This window comes from uncultured Paenalcaligenes sp. (assembly GCF_947630565.1).
Classification (GTDB): Bacteria; Pseudomonadota; Gammaproteobacteria; order Burkholderiales; family Burkholderiaceae_B; genus Paenalcaligenes; species Paenalcaligenes faecalis.
In genome coordinates this window covers 1-18,045 of the sequence record NZ_CANRIC010000047.1, presented here as the reverse complement: position 1 = coordinate 18,045, position 18,045 = coordinate 1, and the positions used below count along the sequence as shown (strand labels likewise).

Annotated in this window: 17 protein-coding genes and 1 tRNA gene; 13 read left to right on the top strand and 5 right to left on the bottom strand. The window is 47.5% G+C overall.

The window, feature by feature from the left end; genetic code table 11:
* Positions 1–178 precede the first annotated feature (178 nt).
* Positions 179–253 (bottom strand) — tRNA-Arg (locus Q0Z62_RS08910).
* A 118-nt stretch (positions 254–371) separates the two neighbouring features.
* On the opposite strand from Q0Z62_RS08910, the gene tsaE reads away from it, so the two are divergent.
* Together tsaE and Q0Z62_RS08900 are read left to right on the top strand one after the other, a co-directional pair.
* On the top strand, positions 372–869 hold the full coding sequence (gene tsaE / locus Q0Z62_RS08905) for a tRNA (adenosine(37)-N6)-threonylcarbamoyltransferase complex ATPase subunit type 1 TsaE (RefSeq protein WP_298053555.1): 498 nt from the start codon (positions 372–374) through the stop codon (positions 867–869).
* Complete coding sequence (locus tag Q0Z62_RS08900; RefSeq protein ID WP_269900357.1) at positions 839–2,191, top strand: N-acetylmuramoyl-L-alanine amidase; 1,353 nt, start codon at positions 839–841, stop codon at positions 2,189–2,191. The genes tsaE and Q0Z62_RS08900 overlap by 31 nt, the downstream gene beginning before the upstream one ends.
* A gap of 36 nt (positions 2,192–2,227) precedes the next feature.
* Here Q0Z62_RS08900 and Q0Z62_RS08895 read toward each other — a convergent pair whose 3' ends face one another.
* Complete coding sequence (locus tag Q0Z62_RS08895; protein WP_269900358.1) at positions 2,228–2,866, bottom strand: VTT domain-containing protein; 639 nt, start codon at positions 2,864–2,866, stop codon at positions 2,228–2,230.
* Positions 2,867–2,986: 120 nt separating this feature from the next.
* Between Q0Z62_RS08895 and mutL the strand changes: the two genes are divergently transcribed.
* Positions 2,987–4,888: a DNA mismatch repair endonuclease MutL gene (mutL, locus tag Q0Z62_RS08890; RefSeq protein WP_298053547.1), complete on the top strand. Its 1,902-nt coding sequence runs from the start codon at positions 2,987–2,989 to the stop codon at positions 4,886–4,888.
* A 4-nt stretch (positions 4,889–4,892) separates the two neighbouring features.
* Positions 4,893–5,828 carry a tRNA (adenosine(37)-N6)-dimethylallyltransferase MiaA gene (gene miaA / locus Q0Z62_RS08885; protein ID WP_298053544.1) on the top strand — a complete coding sequence of 312 codons (936 nt, stop codon included), beginning with the start codon at positions 4,893–4,895 and terminating at the stop codon, positions 5,826–5,828.
* A 47-nt stretch (positions 5,829–5,875) separates the two neighbouring features.
* Here the strand turns inward: miaA and purM are convergent, their stop codons facing one another.
* Positions 5,876–6,925: a phosphoribosylformylglycinamidine cyclo-ligase gene (gene purM, locus Q0Z62_RS08880; RefSeq protein ID WP_269900361.1), complete on the bottom strand. Its 1,050-nt coding sequence runs from the start codon at positions 6,923–6,925 to the stop codon at positions 5,876–5,878.
* Positions 6,926–7,161: 236 nt separating this feature from the next.
* Between purM and Q0Z62_RS08875 the strand changes: the two genes are divergently transcribed.
* The 4 genes from Q0Z62_RS08875 to phbB are packed head-to-tail and all read left to right on the top strand — an operon-like array spanning position 7,162 to position 10,523.
* Entirely contained in the window at positions 7,162–7,860 is a 699-nt protein-coding gene (locus Q0Z62_RS08875) for an HAD family phosphatase (protein WP_298053560.1), read from the top strand.
* Positions 7,861–7,868: 8 nt separating this feature from the next.
* Positions 7,869–9,236 carry a polynucleotide adenylyltransferase PcnB gene (gene pcnB, locus Q0Z62_RS08870; RefSeq protein WP_298053539.1) on the top strand — a complete coding sequence of 456 codons (1,368 nt, stop codon included), beginning with the start codon at positions 7,869–7,871 and terminating at the stop codon, positions 9,234–9,236.
* Positions 9,229–9,726: a 2-amino-4-hydroxy-6-hydroxymethyldihydropteridine diphosphokinase gene (folK, locus tag Q0Z62_RS08865; protein ID WP_269900363.1), complete on the top strand. Its 498-nt coding sequence runs from the start codon at positions 9,229–9,231 to the stop codon at positions 9,724–9,726. The genes pcnB and folK overlap by 8 nt, the downstream gene beginning before the upstream one ends.
* A 32-nt stretch (positions 9,727–9,758) precedes the next feature.
* A complete protein-coding gene (phbB, locus tag Q0Z62_RS08860; protein WP_298053535.1) occupies positions 9,759–10,523 on the top strand; it encodes an acetoacetyl-CoA reductase in 765 nt (254 codons plus the stop codon).
* A gap of 73 nt (positions 10,524–10,596) precedes the next feature.
* Here phbB and Q0Z62_RS08855 read toward each other — a convergent pair whose 3' ends face one another.
* Positions 10,597–12,120 carry a fumarate hydratase gene (locus tag Q0Z62_RS08855; protein WP_269900365.1) on the bottom strand — a complete coding sequence of 508 codons (1,524 nt, stop codon included), beginning with the start codon at positions 12,118–12,120 and terminating at the stop codon, positions 10,597–10,599.
* 61 nt (positions 12,121–12,181) lie between these two features.
* Positions 12,182–12,949, bottom strand: a complete 768-nt coding sequence (locus tag Q0Z62_RS08850) for a crotonase/enoyl-CoA hydratase family protein (protein WP_269900366.1) — start codon at positions 12,947–12,949, stop codon at positions 12,182–12,184.
* Positions 12,950–13,185: 236 nt separating this feature from the next.
* Between Q0Z62_RS08850 and glyQ the strand changes: the two genes are divergently transcribed.
* The 5 genes from glyQ to Q0Z62_RS08825 form a co-directional block, all read left to right on the top strand.
* Positions 13,186–14,091, top strand: coding sequence for a glycine--tRNA ligase subunit alpha (gene glyQ / locus Q0Z62_RS08845; RefSeq protein WP_269900367.1), 906 nt, complete (start codon positions 13,186–13,188; stop codon positions 14,089–14,091).
* Positions 14,091–16,226 carry a glycine--tRNA ligase subunit beta gene (gene glyS, locus Q0Z62_RS08840; protein ID WP_298053530.1) on the top strand — a complete coding sequence of 712 codons (2,136 nt, stop codon included), beginning with the start codon at positions 14,091–14,093 and terminating at the stop codon, positions 16,224–16,226. Before glyQ ends, glyS begins: the two co-directional genes overlap by 1 nt.
* Entirely contained in the window at positions 16,226–16,762 is a 537-nt protein-coding gene (gene gmhB / locus Q0Z62_RS08835; RefSeq protein WP_269900369.1) for a D-glycero-beta-D-manno-heptose 1,7-bisphosphate 7-phosphatase, read from the top strand. The genes glyS and gmhB overlap by 1 nt, the downstream gene beginning before the upstream one ends.
* Entirely contained in the window at positions 16,762–17,499 is a 738-nt protein-coding gene (locus Q0Z62_RS08830) for a 1-acyl-sn-glycerol-3-phosphate acyltransferase (RefSeq protein WP_298053525.1), read from the top strand. The genes gmhB and Q0Z62_RS08830 overlap by 1 nt, the downstream gene beginning before the upstream one ends.
* Positions 17,477–18,045 (top strand): YgjP-like metallopeptidase domain-containing protein (locus tag Q0Z62_RS08825; protein WP_298053521.1); only part of this gene is annotated, 569 nt, incomplete at its 3' end. The genes Q0Z62_RS08830 and Q0Z62_RS08825, both read left to right, overlap by 23 nt.

Genomic DNA, 18,045 nt, shown 5'->3' with positions numbered 1-18,045 from the left:
TAAAAACTGCTTGTGGCGCACGTGCTGATTAAATATATCTTGCCGCGTTTTGCGGCAACGTCTTACATCCTCCACCTAAAGAAGAGGTTTTCGACGTAATCTGATAAAAAATTCAGTACCACAAAAAAAACCCACAAAAAATCATTGTGGGTTTTTTATTTGCCATTATCTGAACCTATGGCGGCCCCAGCAGGAATCGAACCTGCAACTATCCCTTAGGAGGGGACTATTATATCCATTTAACTATGGGGCCAAGCAACCTAAAATTATAGAGACAAAGTACAATTAACTGCAATGCAAAATAAGATTTTTTTACCCTAGCTCATTTTGGGTTTGTTGTTTAGTCCTGACTTTTACACAAATTAACGCTTATGTCCTCATCTACGCCCCTTTTAGCGGCTTATGACCTTTTTTTACCTGACGAAGACGCTACTATAAGAATAGCTCAGCTGCTCTCTCAGGCAGTTCAACCTATTGATTCCAAAGTACATCTGTACCTAGAGGGGGATCTAGGTGCCGGAAAAACTGCATTTACACGTGCCTTTCTACGTGCTTTAGGTGTTACAGGACGCATCAAAAGCCCAAGCTACGCCTTATTAGAAAGCTATGCAGTTTCTAACTTAAACCTGTATCACCTTGATTTTTATCGCTTTAATAATCCTCGTGAATGGGTAGAGGCTGGTTTTCGTGATATTCTAGAAGAGAACGCTGTAGTGCTTATTGAATGGCCCGAAAAAGCAGGGGGCCTATTACCCCCGCCGGACTTAAATTTGCATTTTCACTATCAGGATGAGGGGCGTCTACTCTCTATTACAGCCCACAGTACAAAAGGACAGTCATGGCTAAAAACACTCACACAGAACAACTAGATGCGGGCGGGGTGCGCCCAAACCGACGTCGTTTTGTGGCTTCGGCGACAACGTTGTTGGTGTTTTCTATTGTTCCTCGTATTGCCAACGCAAACAGCATCGTCGCAGTACGAACTTGGCCTGCAGATGAATACACTCGTGTCACCTTAGAACTAGACCGAGAGCTCACGTCTGAACATTTTACCTTAGACAATCCCCACCGCATGGTGATTGATCTAAATGGCATCACGATTAATTCCACCCTGCAGGACTTGGTTTCTAAAATCCGTCCCAACGACCCCTACATCAGCAATGTGCGCGTGGGACAGTTTAAACCCGATGTGGTTCGTTTGGTCTTGGATCTAAAACAACCGATTGCGCCGCAGGTGTTTACGCTAAAACCCATTGGCGAATACAAATACCGTCTGGTTATTGACCTGTACCCACGTGTAGCTCGTGATCCACTTTTAGCCTTACAGAATGCGGATGATTCAGATCCATTAGCCTCTGTGCTTGAACAATTAGCCCAGTCTCAGCCTTCTGTGCCAGTTCCAACGGTAACGGGTCAGGCTGCGCCCCCAGTGGTTGCAGCTACGCCTCCCCCTGCGGCATTGCCTCAGGTTGCGCCAACAGCCGCTAATCGCCCTATTTTAATTGCCTTAGATCCCGGTCATGGCGGCGAGGACCCTGGCGCGATTGGCCCAAATGGGACTCGAGAAAAAGACGTGGTGCTGCAAATTGCACAACGTTTAAAACGGCTAATTGATGCTCAACCTAATATGCGGGCGTACCTGACTCGGGACAAGGATTTTTTTGTGCCATTAGGGGTACGAGTACAAAAAGCCCGTCGGGTTAAGGCCGATCTCTTTATTTCTATTCATGCGGATGCATGGATTAAACCCAGCGCAAGAGGTTCGTCGGTGTATGCCCTATCCCAAACAGGAGCCACCAGTACAGCCGCGAGTTGGCTAGCCAAAAAAGAAAACGATGCTGACTTGGTCGGTGGTATCAATATAGGCACGCATAATAAGCAGGTGGCGCAGGTGCTATTAGACCTATCCACTGCAGCTCAGATTAATGATTCGGTTCGTATGGGTACAGGGATTCTTTCCGAGATCGGAAAAATCAATCGCCTGCACAAACGCCAAGTCGAGCGGGCGGGGTTTGCGGTATTAAAAGCCCCTGATATCCCCTCTATTTTGATTGAGACTGCGTTTATTAGTAATCCCACCGAGGAACAGTTACTGCGTAGTGGTAGCCACCAAGACAAACTAGCCAGAGCCATGCTCAGTGGCATTCAGGATTATTTCAAATCAGGGGCCGCCTTAGCGCAGCACGGCTAAATCAAAAAGCACCCTTTTCAACGGGTGCTTTTTTTCTTATTTGGCTTTTCTGGTTTGAATCAGTCGCCATAGCACGCCACCCACCACAGGTACGGCAGCGGCACTGACCCCTAACAAAACGATGGTACTGAGGTGTTCTTTAATAATGGGTACATTACCAAAGAAATACCCCAAGGTAATCAGCCCAAAAATCCAAAGCCCCGCCCCGACTACGTTATAAAACTGAAACAGCGCGGCAGGCATATTCCCTACCCCAGCAACAAAGGGTGCAAAAGTTCTGAACACCGGTAAAAAGCGAGATAATACAACCGTTTTACCACCGTGTTTAGCATAAAACTCCTGCGTCTTTAATAAGGCCCGTTTATCCAAAAATCGAGACTCGGTGCTAAAGACTTTAGGTCCAATGTAGCGTCCTACGTAATAATTCACCGTATTACCTAATATAGCCGCTACAAATAGCAACACACCTAAAAACACGGGATTCAACAACCCGGAGGCCCCAAAAGCACCCGCAATAAACAAGAGCGAATCACCTGGTAAAAAAGGCAAGACGACTAAGCCGGTTTCACCAAAAATAATAAGAAATAAAATGACATATATCCATGCCCCATATTGTTCTACCCAAAGACCTAGGTACTGATCAATATGCAGTAACATAGTTAAAATTTCTGGCATGCTAACCCTTTAAAAAATCTGTCCATCAACAAAGTGTGTTTGTCATCCAACAGGCATTTTACGCTGAAAGAGCCACAATGCATGGACTACAATGGTGACTAGATCTAAACAAGTGAAATTATGACTGCTTATCGTGCTATTGAACCCTTGCCTTCCGTTCTCGTTAGCCAAATTGCCGCTGGCGAGGTCATCGAGCGTCCCGCCTCTGTACTTAAAGAACTCTTAGAAAATGCCTTAGACGCGGGTGCTAAAAACATTGAGATCCGTCTAGATGGTGGCGGTATTCGACGTGTTGCTGTGACGGATGATGGCTCTGGCATCATGAAAAACGAGCTAGCATTGGCCCTGACTCAGCATGCCACCAGTAAAATTCGGTCTTTAACCGAGTTAGAGTCCGTTGCATCAATGGGTTTTAGGGGTGAAGCCCTGCCCTCTATCGCCTCGGTTTCTACGTTAAGTCTACGCTCACGTACAGAGCAAGACGAACACGCCTGGGAATTATTTGCAGGTCAGGATGAACCACAGCCTAGCTCTGGCTCCAGAGGTACAACCGTTGATGTACGACAGATTTTTGATCATATTCCTGCTCGTCGTAAGTTTTTACGCACCGAAGGTACCGAATTTGGGCACTGCATCACAGCGGCGGAGCGCATTGCGCTTGCATACCCAGAGGTCGGCTTTAGAGTTTTTCATAATAATAAAGCCAGTCGTCATTGGCCAGCCGGAACCATTCAAGACCGGATTGTACAGGTTTTAGGTGCTGAGTTCGTCGAACAATGTGTTGCCGTAGAGTCCTCTCACGATCTAATCCGCGTAGAAGGTTTACTCATTCGACCGGCTTTTGCTAAGTCACGCACAGACCAAACCTTTACTTTCGTTAATGGTCGCTTTGTACGTGACCGCGTTATGACGGCGGCAATTCAAGCCGCCTATAAAGATGTACTGCATGGTGACCGCAAACCCGCCTATGTGTTGTATTTATCGATTGACCCCAATAGTGTGGACGTCAACGTACACCCAGCCAAACATGAAGTTCGCTTCCGGGACTCCGGCGCGGTTTTTGCTTTTATCAATAAAAGTCTTAAAGAGGCTTTGGCTGAAAACCAAGCAGAACGCATTCAGCAGACTCCCTCTACTCGCTCTGAAGCAACAGCTGCTGATACCTCTGATTCTCTTGAGCCTAACTCTAGCGCTGGGACGGCGGGTTATCAACATTCAGAGTCCACGTATGTAGTACCGCGACATCAACAGCGATTCGATCTACACGACAGTGCGCCTACGGCACGTACCGTGCCCACCCCAGAGCAGTGGCAAGGTTTTTATGCCCCGATTAAGACTCAAACGTCTACTGCAGCAGCACCATCATCTGCCCCACCTGTTAGGACGCCTGACACTACTACGACGCCTCTTTCTACCCTCGTTCATGAGGCGGCACGTGATTTACCGATGGGCCTGGCCTTAGCTCAGTTGCATGGCGTCTATATCTTATCGCAAGTCAAAAACGGGCTGATTCTGGTCGATATGCATGCAGCACACGAGCGTGTTGTCTACGAAAAACTAAAAACAGCCATGGATATGCATGAGCTGCCAATGCAAGAGCTATTAGTGCCTGTTGTATTTAACTGTAGCCAAACCGAAACCGCCTTAGTCGAAGAACATCAAGAACAATTAGAAAACTTAGGGTTAGTCATGCGCCCTACTGGGCCTACCTCTATTGCCGTTCGAGCGGTTCCGGCCTTATTGGCTCACGGTGACATTGAGGCGCTTGGCCGCAGTGTACTGGCCGATTTAAGTCGTATTGGTGGTTCAAATCGGTTAGAGGCACAACGCAATGAATTACTTTCTACCATGGCGTGTCATAGCTCCGTTCGAGCTAATCGCCAATTAACCATTACTGAAATGAACGCTTTATTACGCGCTATGGAACAAACTGAACGGGCTGATCTGTGTAATCACGGACGTCCAACGTGGTTTTACTGGAGCATGAACGATCTGGATAAGCTGTTTTTACGAGGCCAATAACTCAATGCCATCCCCTACTGTTATTTGTTTAACTGGCCCTACCGCAGCCGGAAAAAGCCTTTCTACTCATGCCATTGCCCAGCGTTGGGATGTGGAAATTATTGTGATGGATTCCGCCACTATTTATACCGGTATGGATATTGGCACGGCGAAACCTACTGCGGCAGAGCAAGCCGCTGTTAAGCATCATTTACTTGATATTCGGGACCCCGCCGATAGCTATTCGGCGGCTAGCTTTGTGCATGATACCGAAGCATTAATTCAGTCTATTCAGGCCCGTGGTAAACATGCTTTGTTATGTGGCGGAACCTTGTTGTACTACAAAGCCTTACGTGATGGGCTGAGCAATATGCCAGAGGCAACTGCCGAAATTCGAGCTCAATTAGACGTAGAGGCAGAACAAAAAGGCTGGCCCGCTTTACATGCCGAGTTAGCGCTCATTGACCCTGATTCAGCAGCACGTCTAGCCCCAAATGATAGTCAGCGTGTACAGCGAGCTCTTGAAATCTATCGTGTAAGCGGCAAAACCATGTCTGCCTGGTTACGCGATGCGCCCCCTAAACCCATCACAGATCGCCCCTACTGCACGATTAGCCTAGAGCCTACAGAGCGACAGTTACTCAGTCCCCGTATCGCACAGCGATATCATCAAATGCTGGAACTGGGTCTATTATCCGAAGTAGAAGCCTTGTACGCCCGAGACGATTTACACATTGGACTCCCCTCAATCCGCAGTGTAGGTTATAGACAAATATGGGAGCATTTAGCCGGAGAAATCAGTCTAGATGAGGCCATCGAAAAAGCCATTATTGCGACTAGGCAGTTAGCAAAACGACAGATGACCTGGTTGCGCTCTATGCCTGAGCGGATCGCCTTAGACTGTATGGATGAAGCACGTGCTGATCGTGTGGTCGATGAGGTTGCACGCCATTGGGAATAAAAAAAATCGCGGAATCAATCCGCGATTTTTATATGGTTCAGTTGTTATTAAGCAATAACCACAGAGGCTTCGTCCTCTGTGCGATTCACCACCTGACCCAACTGATAAACGGTCTCGCCCTGAGCCGTAAAGGCCGCCTGAATGGCTGCGGCTTGATCTGCAGGCACAATCACAATCATACCAATACCACAGTTAAACACGCGCCACATTTCCTCGTCCTCTACGCCGCCGTTTTCCTGTAACCACTGGAATAGTACTGGCATAGTCCATGAATCACGGCCAATATGAGCGGCTGTGTTTTTAGGCAAAATACGCGGAATGTTTTCTAATAAGCCACCACCTGTTACGTGTACTAAACCTTTGATGGACTCGCCAAACTCTTTAAGTACAGCTAAGACAGGTTTTACGTATAAACGCGTTGGAGCCATCACGACATCAACAAAAGGTTGACCGTCTAATTCATCCGTAGGACGAACATTTGCGTGTTTTAAAATTTTGCGAATGAGTGAATATCCATTGGAGTGGGCACCACTGGAGGCCAAACCAAGAATCACATCACCTTCGGCAATGGTCTCGCCGGTAATGATTTTAGATTTCTCTACAGCACCAACCGCAAAGCCAGCCAAATCATATTCACCATCTGGGTACATGCCTGGCATTTCGGCGGTTTCACCACCAATTAAGGCACAGCCAGATAGTTCACAGCCTTTGGCAATACCGGCCACCACATCCGTAGCCGTGTCTAAGTCCAATTTGCCACACGCAAAATAGTCTAAGAAATATAAGGGCTCTGCGCCTTGGACCAAAATATCATTGACGCTCATGGCAACTAAGTCAATACCAACGGTATTGTGACGTTGCCATTCAAAGGCTAAGCGTAATTTAGTGCCTACCCCGTCTGTACCTGATACTAAAACAGGCTCTTTAAGATCTTTGGGGAGCTCGAACATGGCTCCGAAACCGCCTAGACCAGCTAATACGCCAGGACGCATTGTGCGCGCCGCCAAGGGTTTAATGCGAGAGACGAGTTCGTCCCCTGCCTCAATATCGACCCCTGCATCGCGGTAGGTCAAAGATACGGATTGATTGTTTGTCATGAATAACGCCGTGGGATAGGTAAAATTACTAAACGTACAAATTGTACCGCAGCTATGGTTCTTGCCGTAGCCAAAACGCCTCTATTTTAGTGTGTATTATCGATCTGTGCAGCTTTTAACACCGTAATAGTCGTTGCTTTGTATAATTAGCATTACTATAGGTCGTATTTTGTGCCGTTGGCCTTTCTATTTTTTATCCTCTAAGCCGCTTGGCTCTTGCTTTGTGAGTCCTCATGATTTCCCCACAAAACCTTGCTCTGTTCGATTTAGATCATACGTTATTGCCCTTAGATAGTGATTATCAATGGGCTGATTTTTTGGCTCGTACAGGCCGGGTGGGTGATCCCATCGAGGCCCAACGTCTTAACGAAGAGCTAATGGATCGATACAACGCAGGCAATTTAAGTGCCGAAGAGTCCGCCGAATTCATGTTGGGCCTGATTGCTAATCAGCCGCGTGAAACCTTAATGCAGTGGCAAGAGGCCTTTATGGAAGAGGTTATTTTTCCAGCTATTTTGCCTCAAGCCCAAGAGCTCGTAAATAAACATCTTGCTCAAGGCGATTTATGTGCCATTGTGACGGCAACTAACGAGTTCGTGACCTCTCCTATTGCAAAAGCCTTTGGGTTTAAGCATCTAATTGCTACGATTCCTGAGTTCGAGGAAGGCATTTTTACTGGTCGGATTTATGGTGTGCCCTCATTCCAAGCCGGTAAAATAACCCGTGTCGATCAATGGCTACACGAATTGGGTCTAAAACGAGACCTATTTGAAAAAGTCTGGTTTTATAGTGATTCTCCTAACGATCTGCCTCTGATGGAGGTGGTTTCAGATCCGGTCGCCACCAACCCAAGCGACCGTTTACGTCAAATTGCCCAAGAGCGTAACTGGCAAATCATTGATTTATTCGATGACCTATTAGACGCCAAATCCTAATTCAGCGCATGCTAAAACAAACAATAAAAAACTTTGTCTCTCGTCTGTTTACCAGTACCCCGCCACGCCCTACGGGGCCTCAGCGTTTTGCAGTAGACCAGCACCGTATTGATCGGCGTCTGGTGTCTCGTCATGCCATTAAGGTGTGCGAGGTATTACAGCACCATGGTTTTGAGGCCTATATCGTGGGGGGGGCAGTACGTGATTTAATCGTCGGTTTAGAGCCCAAAGACTTTGACGTGGCAACCAATGCCACACCCGAACAAATTCGCCCGCTATTTAGACGAGCCCGTATTATTGGTCGTCGTTTTAAATTAGTTCATGTTGTATTTGGCTATGAAACCATCGAGACCTCTACCTTTAGGGCCGATGGCAAAGGGGATGAACAGACCGATGTACACGGCCGCATTTTACGTGATAACGATTATGGTGAGCTAAAGGACGATGCGCGTCGGCGCGACTTTACGCTAAATGCCTTGTACTACGACCCAACAACCGAAACCGTGATTGATTACCATAACGGGGTCGAAGATCTAAAAAACCGTGTGGTTCGTATTATTGGTGATGCTGAAACACGTTACCGTGAAGATCCGGTTCGCATGCTACGTGCGATGCGCTTTGCCGCTAAATTAGATGCCACCATTGATCCAGAGACGCATGCGCCATTGGCTAAACTGGCTGACTTAATTGAAAACGTCCCTGAGTCACGGTTATTTGATGAAAGTATTAAGCTACTAAGCTGTGGTAATGCCTTAACTTGCTTAAAGCTGATTCATGCCGAAGGGCTACATCACCATCTATTTCCATTAATGGATGATTTGTTAAAAAACAGTGATGATCTGGACTTTGTGGACAGTGCTTTAGCTCGTACTGATAGCCGAGTCCGTACCGGAAAAACCGTAAGCCCCAGTTTTCTTTTTGCCTCTTTATTATGGCCAACAGTACGCCAAAAATGGCAGGCCTATCAAAAGCAAGGACAGCCTCCTGCTCAAGCTATCGCCTCTGCTAGCGATGATGCCTTAAGCATTCAAGGTCGCGCGATGCCTATCCAAAAGCGCTTTCAGTCTGATATGCGGGAAATCTGGTTCACTCAAACGCGTTTTGAGCGTGTCAATAACCGCGCTATTTGGCGCATGATGGAACAGCCACGCTTTCGTGCTGCGGTAGACTTTTTACAATTACGTGCTGCCGTTAAAGAGGTGGATAGTATTGACGCGCAATGGTGGATGGATTTAGCCAATGCGGACTCCGATCAACGCGCATCATTAATTACAGATAGATCGCCACCATCACGGACAGGCACTGGAAAACGTCCTCGTCGTCGAACCCGTCGTCCGCAACGTTCTAACGCCAGGAGCCAAGCCAGCAATGACTAATTCAACTAAGCCGGTCATTGCCTATGTGGCCTTAGGTGCTAATTTAGGTGATCCCATTGGCACACTCTTAGAGGCTTGCGAGGCGCTGCATCAACTGCCTCAGACCTCCGAGGTATGTGTATCTGGCTTTTATCGTACAGCTCCTGTAGAGGCCGATGGCCCAGACTATATCAATGCCGTGGCTCAGATCAAAACGGCATTAGCTCCTCTTGATCTCTTACACGCCTTATTCGCCATTGAGAATACTCATGGGCGCGAACGTAGTTACACGAACGCGCCCCGTACTTTAGATTTAGACTTATTGCTTTATGGTGATCAAACCATTCAGACGGATGAATTGATCGTGCCCCATCCCCGTATGCATTTACGGGCCTTTGTGTTGCACCCCTTAGCTGAACTACAACCTAAATTAGTATTAGCGCAGGGGACCCTACAACAACTACTTGCAGCCTGTTCCGATCAAGCTATCAGCCCATTGGATCAGGAGTAGCATGCTTTTCTTACTTGTATTAGGAGCCTTACATGAGCGTTAAACGCACTGCTTTAATCACTGGTGGTACAGGAGCTTTAGGCACCGCCATTGCTCGCGCCCTGCATGATGCGGGTCATCACGTGCTTATTTCTGATTATGCGCCTGTAGGCCAAACCGAGCTGTCTGCTCAGGCCCAACAATGGCTAACAGAGCAACAACAAGATGGCTATGACTTCACTGCCTATGCCATTGATGTGTCTGACAATCTATCCAGCCAACAAGGCATTGAGCGTATTCACAACGATGGTCACTCGATTGATATTTTAGTGAACTGCGCTGGGATTACGCGTGATGCAACGTTGCGTCGTATGGATTTTGAGCAGTGGGACAGCGTCATTCGTACCAACTTGAACTCCATGTTCAATATGACTAAGCCGGTCATTGATGGCATGACTGAGCGCGGTTGGGGTCGAATCATCAATATTTCATCAGTCAATGGCAGCAAAGGGGCTTTTGGTCAAACTAATTACTCAGCGACTAAATCTGGTATTTACGGTTTTACCAAAGCACTAGCTTTAGAGGTCGCCCGTAAAGGTGTCACAGTGAACGCCATTTCTCCTGGTTATCTAGATAGTCCTATGGTGCGCCAAGTGCCACAGGATGTTTTAGAGTCTAAAGTCATCCCGGAAATCCCCATCGGTCGTTTAGGTCAGCCCGAAGAAATTGCTGCTGGGGTGGTGTTTTTATGCAGTGATTTAGCCGGTCTAGTCACTGGGGCTAATTTGCCCATGAATGGTGGCCAACACATGTATTAAGCTACTAGTCGTCCGCATAAAAAGAGCGCCTCTATGTAAATCATAGAGGCGCTCTTTTTTAATTAACAACTGATTAAGCCGATACCACAGGGATATTTTTAATCATTTGTTGCCAATGGGCAGGGCCTGTTTTATGTACGGACTCTCCGGAAGAATCCACGGCAACCGTTACCGGCATGTCCTGTACCTCAAACTCATAAATGGCTTCCATACCTAGATCTTCAAAACCGACCACCTTTGCCGTCTTAATGGCTTTGGAAACTAAGTACGCCGCACCACCTACTGCCATCAAATAAGCAGATTTATGTTTTTTGATGGCATCAATGGCTTTAGGACCACGCTCTGCTTTACCAATCATAGAGATCAAGCCCGTCTGAGACAACATCATCTCTGTAAAGCTATCCATACGCGTTGCGGTAGTTGGGCCTGCTGGACCAACGGCCTCTTCACCCACTGGATCTACTGGACCTACGTAGTAAATAACGCGGTTTGTAAAATCTACCGGTAAAGATTCACCTGCCGCTAACATGGTTTGAATACGTTTATGCGCTGCATCACGACCTGTTAGCATTTTTCCAGAGAGCAATAGGGTTTCACCGGGTTTCCAGCTAGCAACCTCTTCGGCGGTCAAGGTGTCTAAATTAACGGCTTTGGACTTGTTGTAGTCTGGCGCCCAAGCCACATCTGGCCATACATCCATTGACGGTGCGGTTAATTTAGCGGGGCCAGAGCCATCTAAAACAAAATGGGCGTGGCGTGTTGCGGCACAGTTTGGAATCATGGCGATAGGTTTGGAGGCGGCATGCGTTGGGAAGGTATTGATTTTGACATCCAGCACCGTAGTCAGACCACCTAGGCCTTGAGCCCCAATCCCTAGTGCGTTGACCTTTTCGTATAGCTCAATACGTAATTCCTCGATTTTGTTCTGAGGGCCACGCTTGAGTAAATCAAACATGTCGATGTCTTCCATTAAGGATTCTTTCGCCATCAACATGGCTTTTTCGGCTGTACCACCAACCCCAATCCCAAGCATCCCTGGAGGACACCAGCCCGCACCCATCTGAGGAATTTGCTCTAGCACCCAATCCACAATGGATTCGCTGGGGTTCAACATCGCAAAGCGACTTTTGTTTTCTGAGCCACCGCCTTTAGCTGCTACGCCAACCTCGACCTTATCGCCAGGTACGAGTTCGACGTTGACAATACAGGGGGTATTATCACGGGTGTTTTTACGTTCAAAAATAGGGTCGTTTAATACAGAGGCACGCAACGGGTTGTCTGCGTTGGTGTAGCCTTGGCGTACGCCTTCGTCACAGACCTCTTGTAATGAGCGAGCGGTGTCAAACCGTACATTCATGCCCACTTTCAAAAACACATTCACTACGCCTGTATCCTGACAGATAGGACGATGGCCTTCGGCTGACATTTTTGAGTTAGTTAGGATCTGAGCAATCGCGTCCTTAGCGGCTGGGCTTTGCTCTCGGTCATAGGCACGGGCTAAATGCTCAATATAGTCAGCAGGATGGTAGTAACTAATAAATTGCACTGCATCCGCAATAGACTGTATCAGGTCGTCTTCTTTAATTATTGTACTCATGATGGTGTTGTAAAAAATAAACAAAAGGCTTTGTATTGACAACAAAGCCCGTTAAAAAGAATTATTTGCCTTGCCACACGGGTTTACGTTTTTCAGCAAAGGCCGTTGCGCCCTCTTTGGCATCTGCCGACACAAAAACATGGTCAATACGAGGACGCTGTAAATCAAACATATGTTGCTGTGACCAGTCACGGGACTCAGCAATTACTTTTTTCGCTGTCTGTACTGCTAAAGGCCCATTTTCTTTAATGCGACTGGCTAAATCCAAAGCGCCTTGTAGGGCCTGACCATCGGGAACCACACGGTTAATCAGCCCCCAATTTGCCGCCTGCTCAGCACTAAACATATCACCCGTTAATACCAATTCCATTGCAACCACATACGGTACACGCGCTGGCAGACGTAGTAAGCCACCCGACCCCGGCACAATGCCACGTTTAGTTTCTGGCACACCGAACTTAGCGGTTTCGGCGGCAATCATCATGTCACATGACATGGCGATCTCTAAGCCACCTGCGAGGGCATAGCCCTCTATGGCTGCAATGAGAGGTTTACGTGGCGGACGTTCACAAATACCGGCAAAACCGCGATCACCCACGTAAGGACGTTTTCCGTCCTTAGCAAAAGATTTTAAGTCCATCCCAGAACAAAAGGTATTATTTGCACCTGTTAATATCCCAACAACTATTTCAGGATTGTTATCTAGCTCATCCAAGGCTGCGGCTAACTGCAATGCCGTCTCGTGATTAATTGCGTTACGTGCCTCGGGACGATTTAGCGTAATAATGAGGACCTGATCCTGAATGTCTACCTTTACCAACTCTGTCATGGTGACTCCTTTGAAAGGGTTATTTTCTGAACTTCAGAACTAGCTTCTATACAATAGAGCTATTCTTGATGTGGTTATCATACGATCTTTTTGCTATTTAATCGGCTTTTGTGGTGGACTCTGTCCGTTACTTTGATGCCGCCAAACAGGAAAATAGCGCAAAGCCGTCTATAAGCCCTCACAACAAGGTAAAATAACCTATTTTGCGGCATAACGTTTATTTGGCCTAATTGCACATGCTTACCTTTCAACAATTAATTCTTCAGCTTTCTCACTACTGGGACCAACAGGGGTGTACCCTTTTACAACCTTTCGATATGGAAGTCGGTGCAGGTACCTCACATACGGCAACTTTTTTACGCGCCATTGGCCCAGAGCCATGGACAGCCGCCTATGTGCAACCTTCGCGTCGCCCTACGGATGGTCGTTATGGTGACAACCCAAATCGTTTGCAGCACTACTATCAGTATCAGGTCGTCTTAAAACCCGCACCTGAAAACATTGTCGATTTATATATTGGCTCTCTGAAAGCCATCGGTATTGATCCCAAAATTCATGACATCCGTTTTGTAGAGGATGACTGGGAAAATCCAACACTGGGAGCCTGGGGTTTAGGTTGGGAGGTCTGGCTAAACGGGATGGAGGTCACTCAATTTACCTACTTCCAACAGGTTGGGGGGCTAGACTGTGTGCCTGCAACGGGCGAAATCACCTACGGCCTAGAACGCCTAGCGATGTACCTACAAGGCGTAGAAAGTGTCTATGATTTAGTTTGGACCAAAACAGCCAGTGGCAAAACCATCTATTACCGTGATGTGTTCCATCAAAACGAGGTTGAGCAATCCACCTATAACTTTGAGCACGCCAATACTGAAATGCTGTTTGCCCATTTTACAAATCACGAAACAGAGGCTAAAAAACTCATCGAGATTCCTTTAGCACTGCCTGCCTACGAACAAACCTTAAAAGCCGCCCATACCTTTAATATGCTAGATGCCCGTGGTGCAATCAGCGTCACAGAGCGTGCAGCTTATATTGGTCGTATCCGTAATTTAGCTCGTGGCGTAGCCCAAGCCTACTATAACTCTCGTGAAGAACTCGGTTTCCCGTTGCTCCCCGCTGATGCACAGGAGACTCACTAATGTCTGTACAAACCATGTCTACTCGCCCTCTATTAGTCGAATTACAAACCGAAGAACTGCCACCCAAAGCCCTAGAAAAAATGGGTTTGGCCTTTGCCGAGGGCATCACCAAAGTTTTGCGTGATCGTCACCTGATTACAGATGCGGCCGTTATTACCGAATACGCTACGCCACGTCGTTTAGCTGTTCATATCAATCAGGTTTTAGCTCAAGCCGAAGACCAAGCCTTTAGCGAAAAACTTATGCCCGCTAAAGTCGGGGTAGATACCGATGGCAACATGGCCGCACCGCTAAAAAAACGTCTCGAAGGTAAAGGCCTAGGACATTTAACGCTGGCAGACCTAGAAACCAAATCAGATGGTAAGCAAGACTACTTGTACGCCAACGGTATGGCCACAGGCGCTAAATTAACAGAGGTCATCAACGAGGCCATTGAGTACGCCGTTACCCATTTACCCATCCCTAAAGTCATGCGCTATCAGCTCAATGACGGGGTGACCAGTGTGCGTTTTGTGCGTCCAGCCCATGGCCTCATCGTATTGTGGGGCGACGAGGTGCTTGCCGCCCAAACTTTAGGTCTACAATCTGGCCGTACAACCCTAGGTCATCGCTTTATGTGTGATGATCCAATCACGATTGATTCTGCTGATAGTTACGTCGAACAGCTCGAACAGTCTGGCTGGGTTGTGCCTTCGTATAACAAACGCCGCGAGGCCATTCGCCAACAGCTTGATGCGGCTTGCGAACGCCTGAATGCTAGCTTAGGTTCAGATCCTGAAGTCCCCGCTTTGTTGGATGAGGTCACAGCTCTGGTCGAACACCCCACGGTTTATATGGGTGAATTTGATCCCGTTTTCCTAGAGGTCCCCAGCGAGTGCTTGATTTTAACGATGCGCTTGAATCAACGTTACTTTCCGTTGTTTGACCCAAAAACCAATGCATTAACACATCAATTTTTAATTGTAAGCAATATGCACGTCAGCGATCCCTCACATATTATCGAGGGTAATCAACGCGTTATTTTGCCGCGATTGGCGGATGCTCGTTTCTTCTTTGAAACCGATCGCAAGCAAAGCCTTGCTGACCGTGTTGATAGCCTAGAAAACAGCGTTTATCACAACAAACTCGGTTCACAGCGTGTGCGCGTTGAGCGTTTGCGTCGTCTTGCCGTATATATCGCCGAGCAACTAGGGGCAGATGCCTCTTTAGCAGACCGTGCGGCCCTATTAGCCAAAGCGGATCTAAATACCTTGATGGTCGGCGAGTTCCCTGAGCTACAAGGTGTGATGGGCGCTTATTATGCCCAAGCTGATGGCGAAAACCCACAGGTCGTGAACGCCCTACACCACCAGTACGAGCACCGTATCAATACACCCGTTCAGGCAGAAAACCTAATTGCTACGATTTTATTCTTAGCCGAACGTGCTGAAACCCTAGTCGGTATTTGGGGCATTGGGTTGGCGCCTACTGGCGAACGAGATCCTTATGCCTTGCGTCGTGCAGCCTTAGGACTGATCAGTGCCTTTGAGCAATTGAACAAAGGCGGCTATCTGTCCGAGCACCCGTTAGATCTACGTAATTTACTGATTTTCTCTGCTGCTGGATTTGAACAAGGCGTTTTAGCCGAAAACGTGATTGATGAGGTAATGAGTTTCATTTACGAACGATACCGTAATCAGTTAGTTCAGTCCTATGATCGTAAGGTGGTTGAAGCCGTCTTGTCCTTACAACCTCCGCTACAGCAAGTCAGTGCGCGCATTGCGGCGTGTGTGGATTTTGCTCAACGTCCCGAGGCCGAAAGCTTAGCAGCGGCAAATAAACGTATTAGCAATCTCTTACAGCGCAATACCGATGCAATTGCGGCATTAAACCCGTCCTTATTTATTGAGCCAGCAGAAAAAGAGTTGGCCTCTACGATTGACACATTAGCTCCTGTTGCACAGCAGCAGTTTGATCAAGGTGATTTCAGTGGTTCTTTAGCTACGCTAGCTGCCGCCAAAGAACCCGTTGATCACTTTTTTAATGATGTCATGGTGATGGCTGATGATTTAGCTGTACGTAATAACCGTCTTGCGTTATTACAGCAGTTACATCAATCCATGAACCAGGTGGCTGACTTATCGTTACTAGCTTAGTGAAAACCGCTATTTTAGATCGTGATGGAGTCATTAACTATGACTCCAGCGCCTTTGTCAAAAGCCCCGAAGAATGGGTTGCCTTACCCGGCAGCCTAGAGGCGATTGCACGCCTCAATCAGGCCGGTTGGCGAGTGGTTGTGGCCACCAATCAATCAGGCTTAGCCCGTGGGCTCTTTGACATGGATACGCTCAATGCCATTCATGCAAAAATGCGGCAACAGCTAGCGGCTGTGGGGGGGCATATTGATGCTATTTTTATTTGCCCTCATGGTCCCGATGATGCCTGTCACTGCAGAAAACCGTTACCCGGCTTATTTATTGATATTGGGCATCGTTTTGATCTGCCGCTTAATCAGACGGTTTCTGTGGGTGATTCGTTACGAGATCTACTCGCGGCTCAACAGGCGGGCTGTGCAACGGCGTTGGTTCTTACCGGTAATGGCAGTAAAACTCAACAACAACCCTTGCCCGCGGGCACGACCATCCATGCAGATTTAGCTGCGGTAGTCGATTATTGGCTCATTCATCACTAATGCTGTATTTACGCGCGGTTATTTATCAAATTTTTCTTATTGTCACGGTCATTCCGTATGCCTTGGCCTGTATGCTGTGGTCTCCGTTGCCCATCAGGTGGCGCTATCGTTTAACCTCTGGTTGGCCACGCTTAGCTATCTGGGGAGCCAAGGTTATTTTAGGTATACGCTGGCAAGTCATTGGCAAAGAAAACCTACCTGATAAGCCTGCCGTGGTGTTATCCAAACACCAGTCGGCTTGGGAAACCATGTTCTTTAATTTCTACCTACCGCGTAATGTCTGCTTTGTCTATAAACGCGAATTAAACCGAATTCCTTTTTTTGGCTGGGGTTTGGCCTTATTGAATATGATTCCTATTGATCGCGCTAATCGTAGGGATGCGTTTGAACAAGTCGTGAAAATCGGTCAACAGCGTTTAAACGAAGGCCGCTGGCCCTTGCTTTTCCCCGAAGGGACACGAGTTGCCCCTGGTGACAGTATTCGCTACAAACAAGGCGGTGCGGTATTAGCAACTCGGTGCCAAGTTCCTGTCATTCCTATTGCACATAATGCGGGTGAGTGTTGGCCTCGGAATGCTTTTATTAAAAAACCAGGTCTCATCACCGTGTCCATCGGCCCACTGATAGAAACAGATGGTCGCACTGCCGCCGAGGTCACTCGTGAGGTCGAAAAATGGGTTGAAACCGAAGCTCGGCGCCTAAACCCCGAGCGCTATGACAACAATCCAGCTGCTTAAACCTGCCAAACTGCCACCAAACACATTGTGGCAGCAACGTACGATTCAGCATCAAACGATTGGTTTTATGCTGAAACGCTCTAAACGTAAAAGTATTGGTTTACGTATTAGTGACGAGGGCTTAGTCATAACTGCCCCTCTTTGGGCTAGCTCAGAGCAAATCCAACAGGCTCTAGATAAAAAAGCAGACTGGATTCTCTCTAAGCTAACAGAACGTGCCCAACGCCTAGAGCAACAAGCCATGAGCCACACCATTTGGCAAAATGGCGGAAAACTACCCTTTCTAGGTGTATCGATTCAGCTGCAACTTAATCCATTACTTAATCAGCTTGTTTTTAGTGGTGATCCGAACTCACCTCTTGATTCTGATCGACTCTGCCTGCATTTAGACATCACGGCAGATAGTCAGCGCATCCAAGATCTCTGTCACAGCTGGCTGCAGCAGCAAGCCAAACGTTATTTAGGCTTACGTCTACAGCATTTCTTACGTGATTGTGAATATGCCCCTCTCTTTAAAAACTGGCGTATTGCCAGCCCTGCTAAACG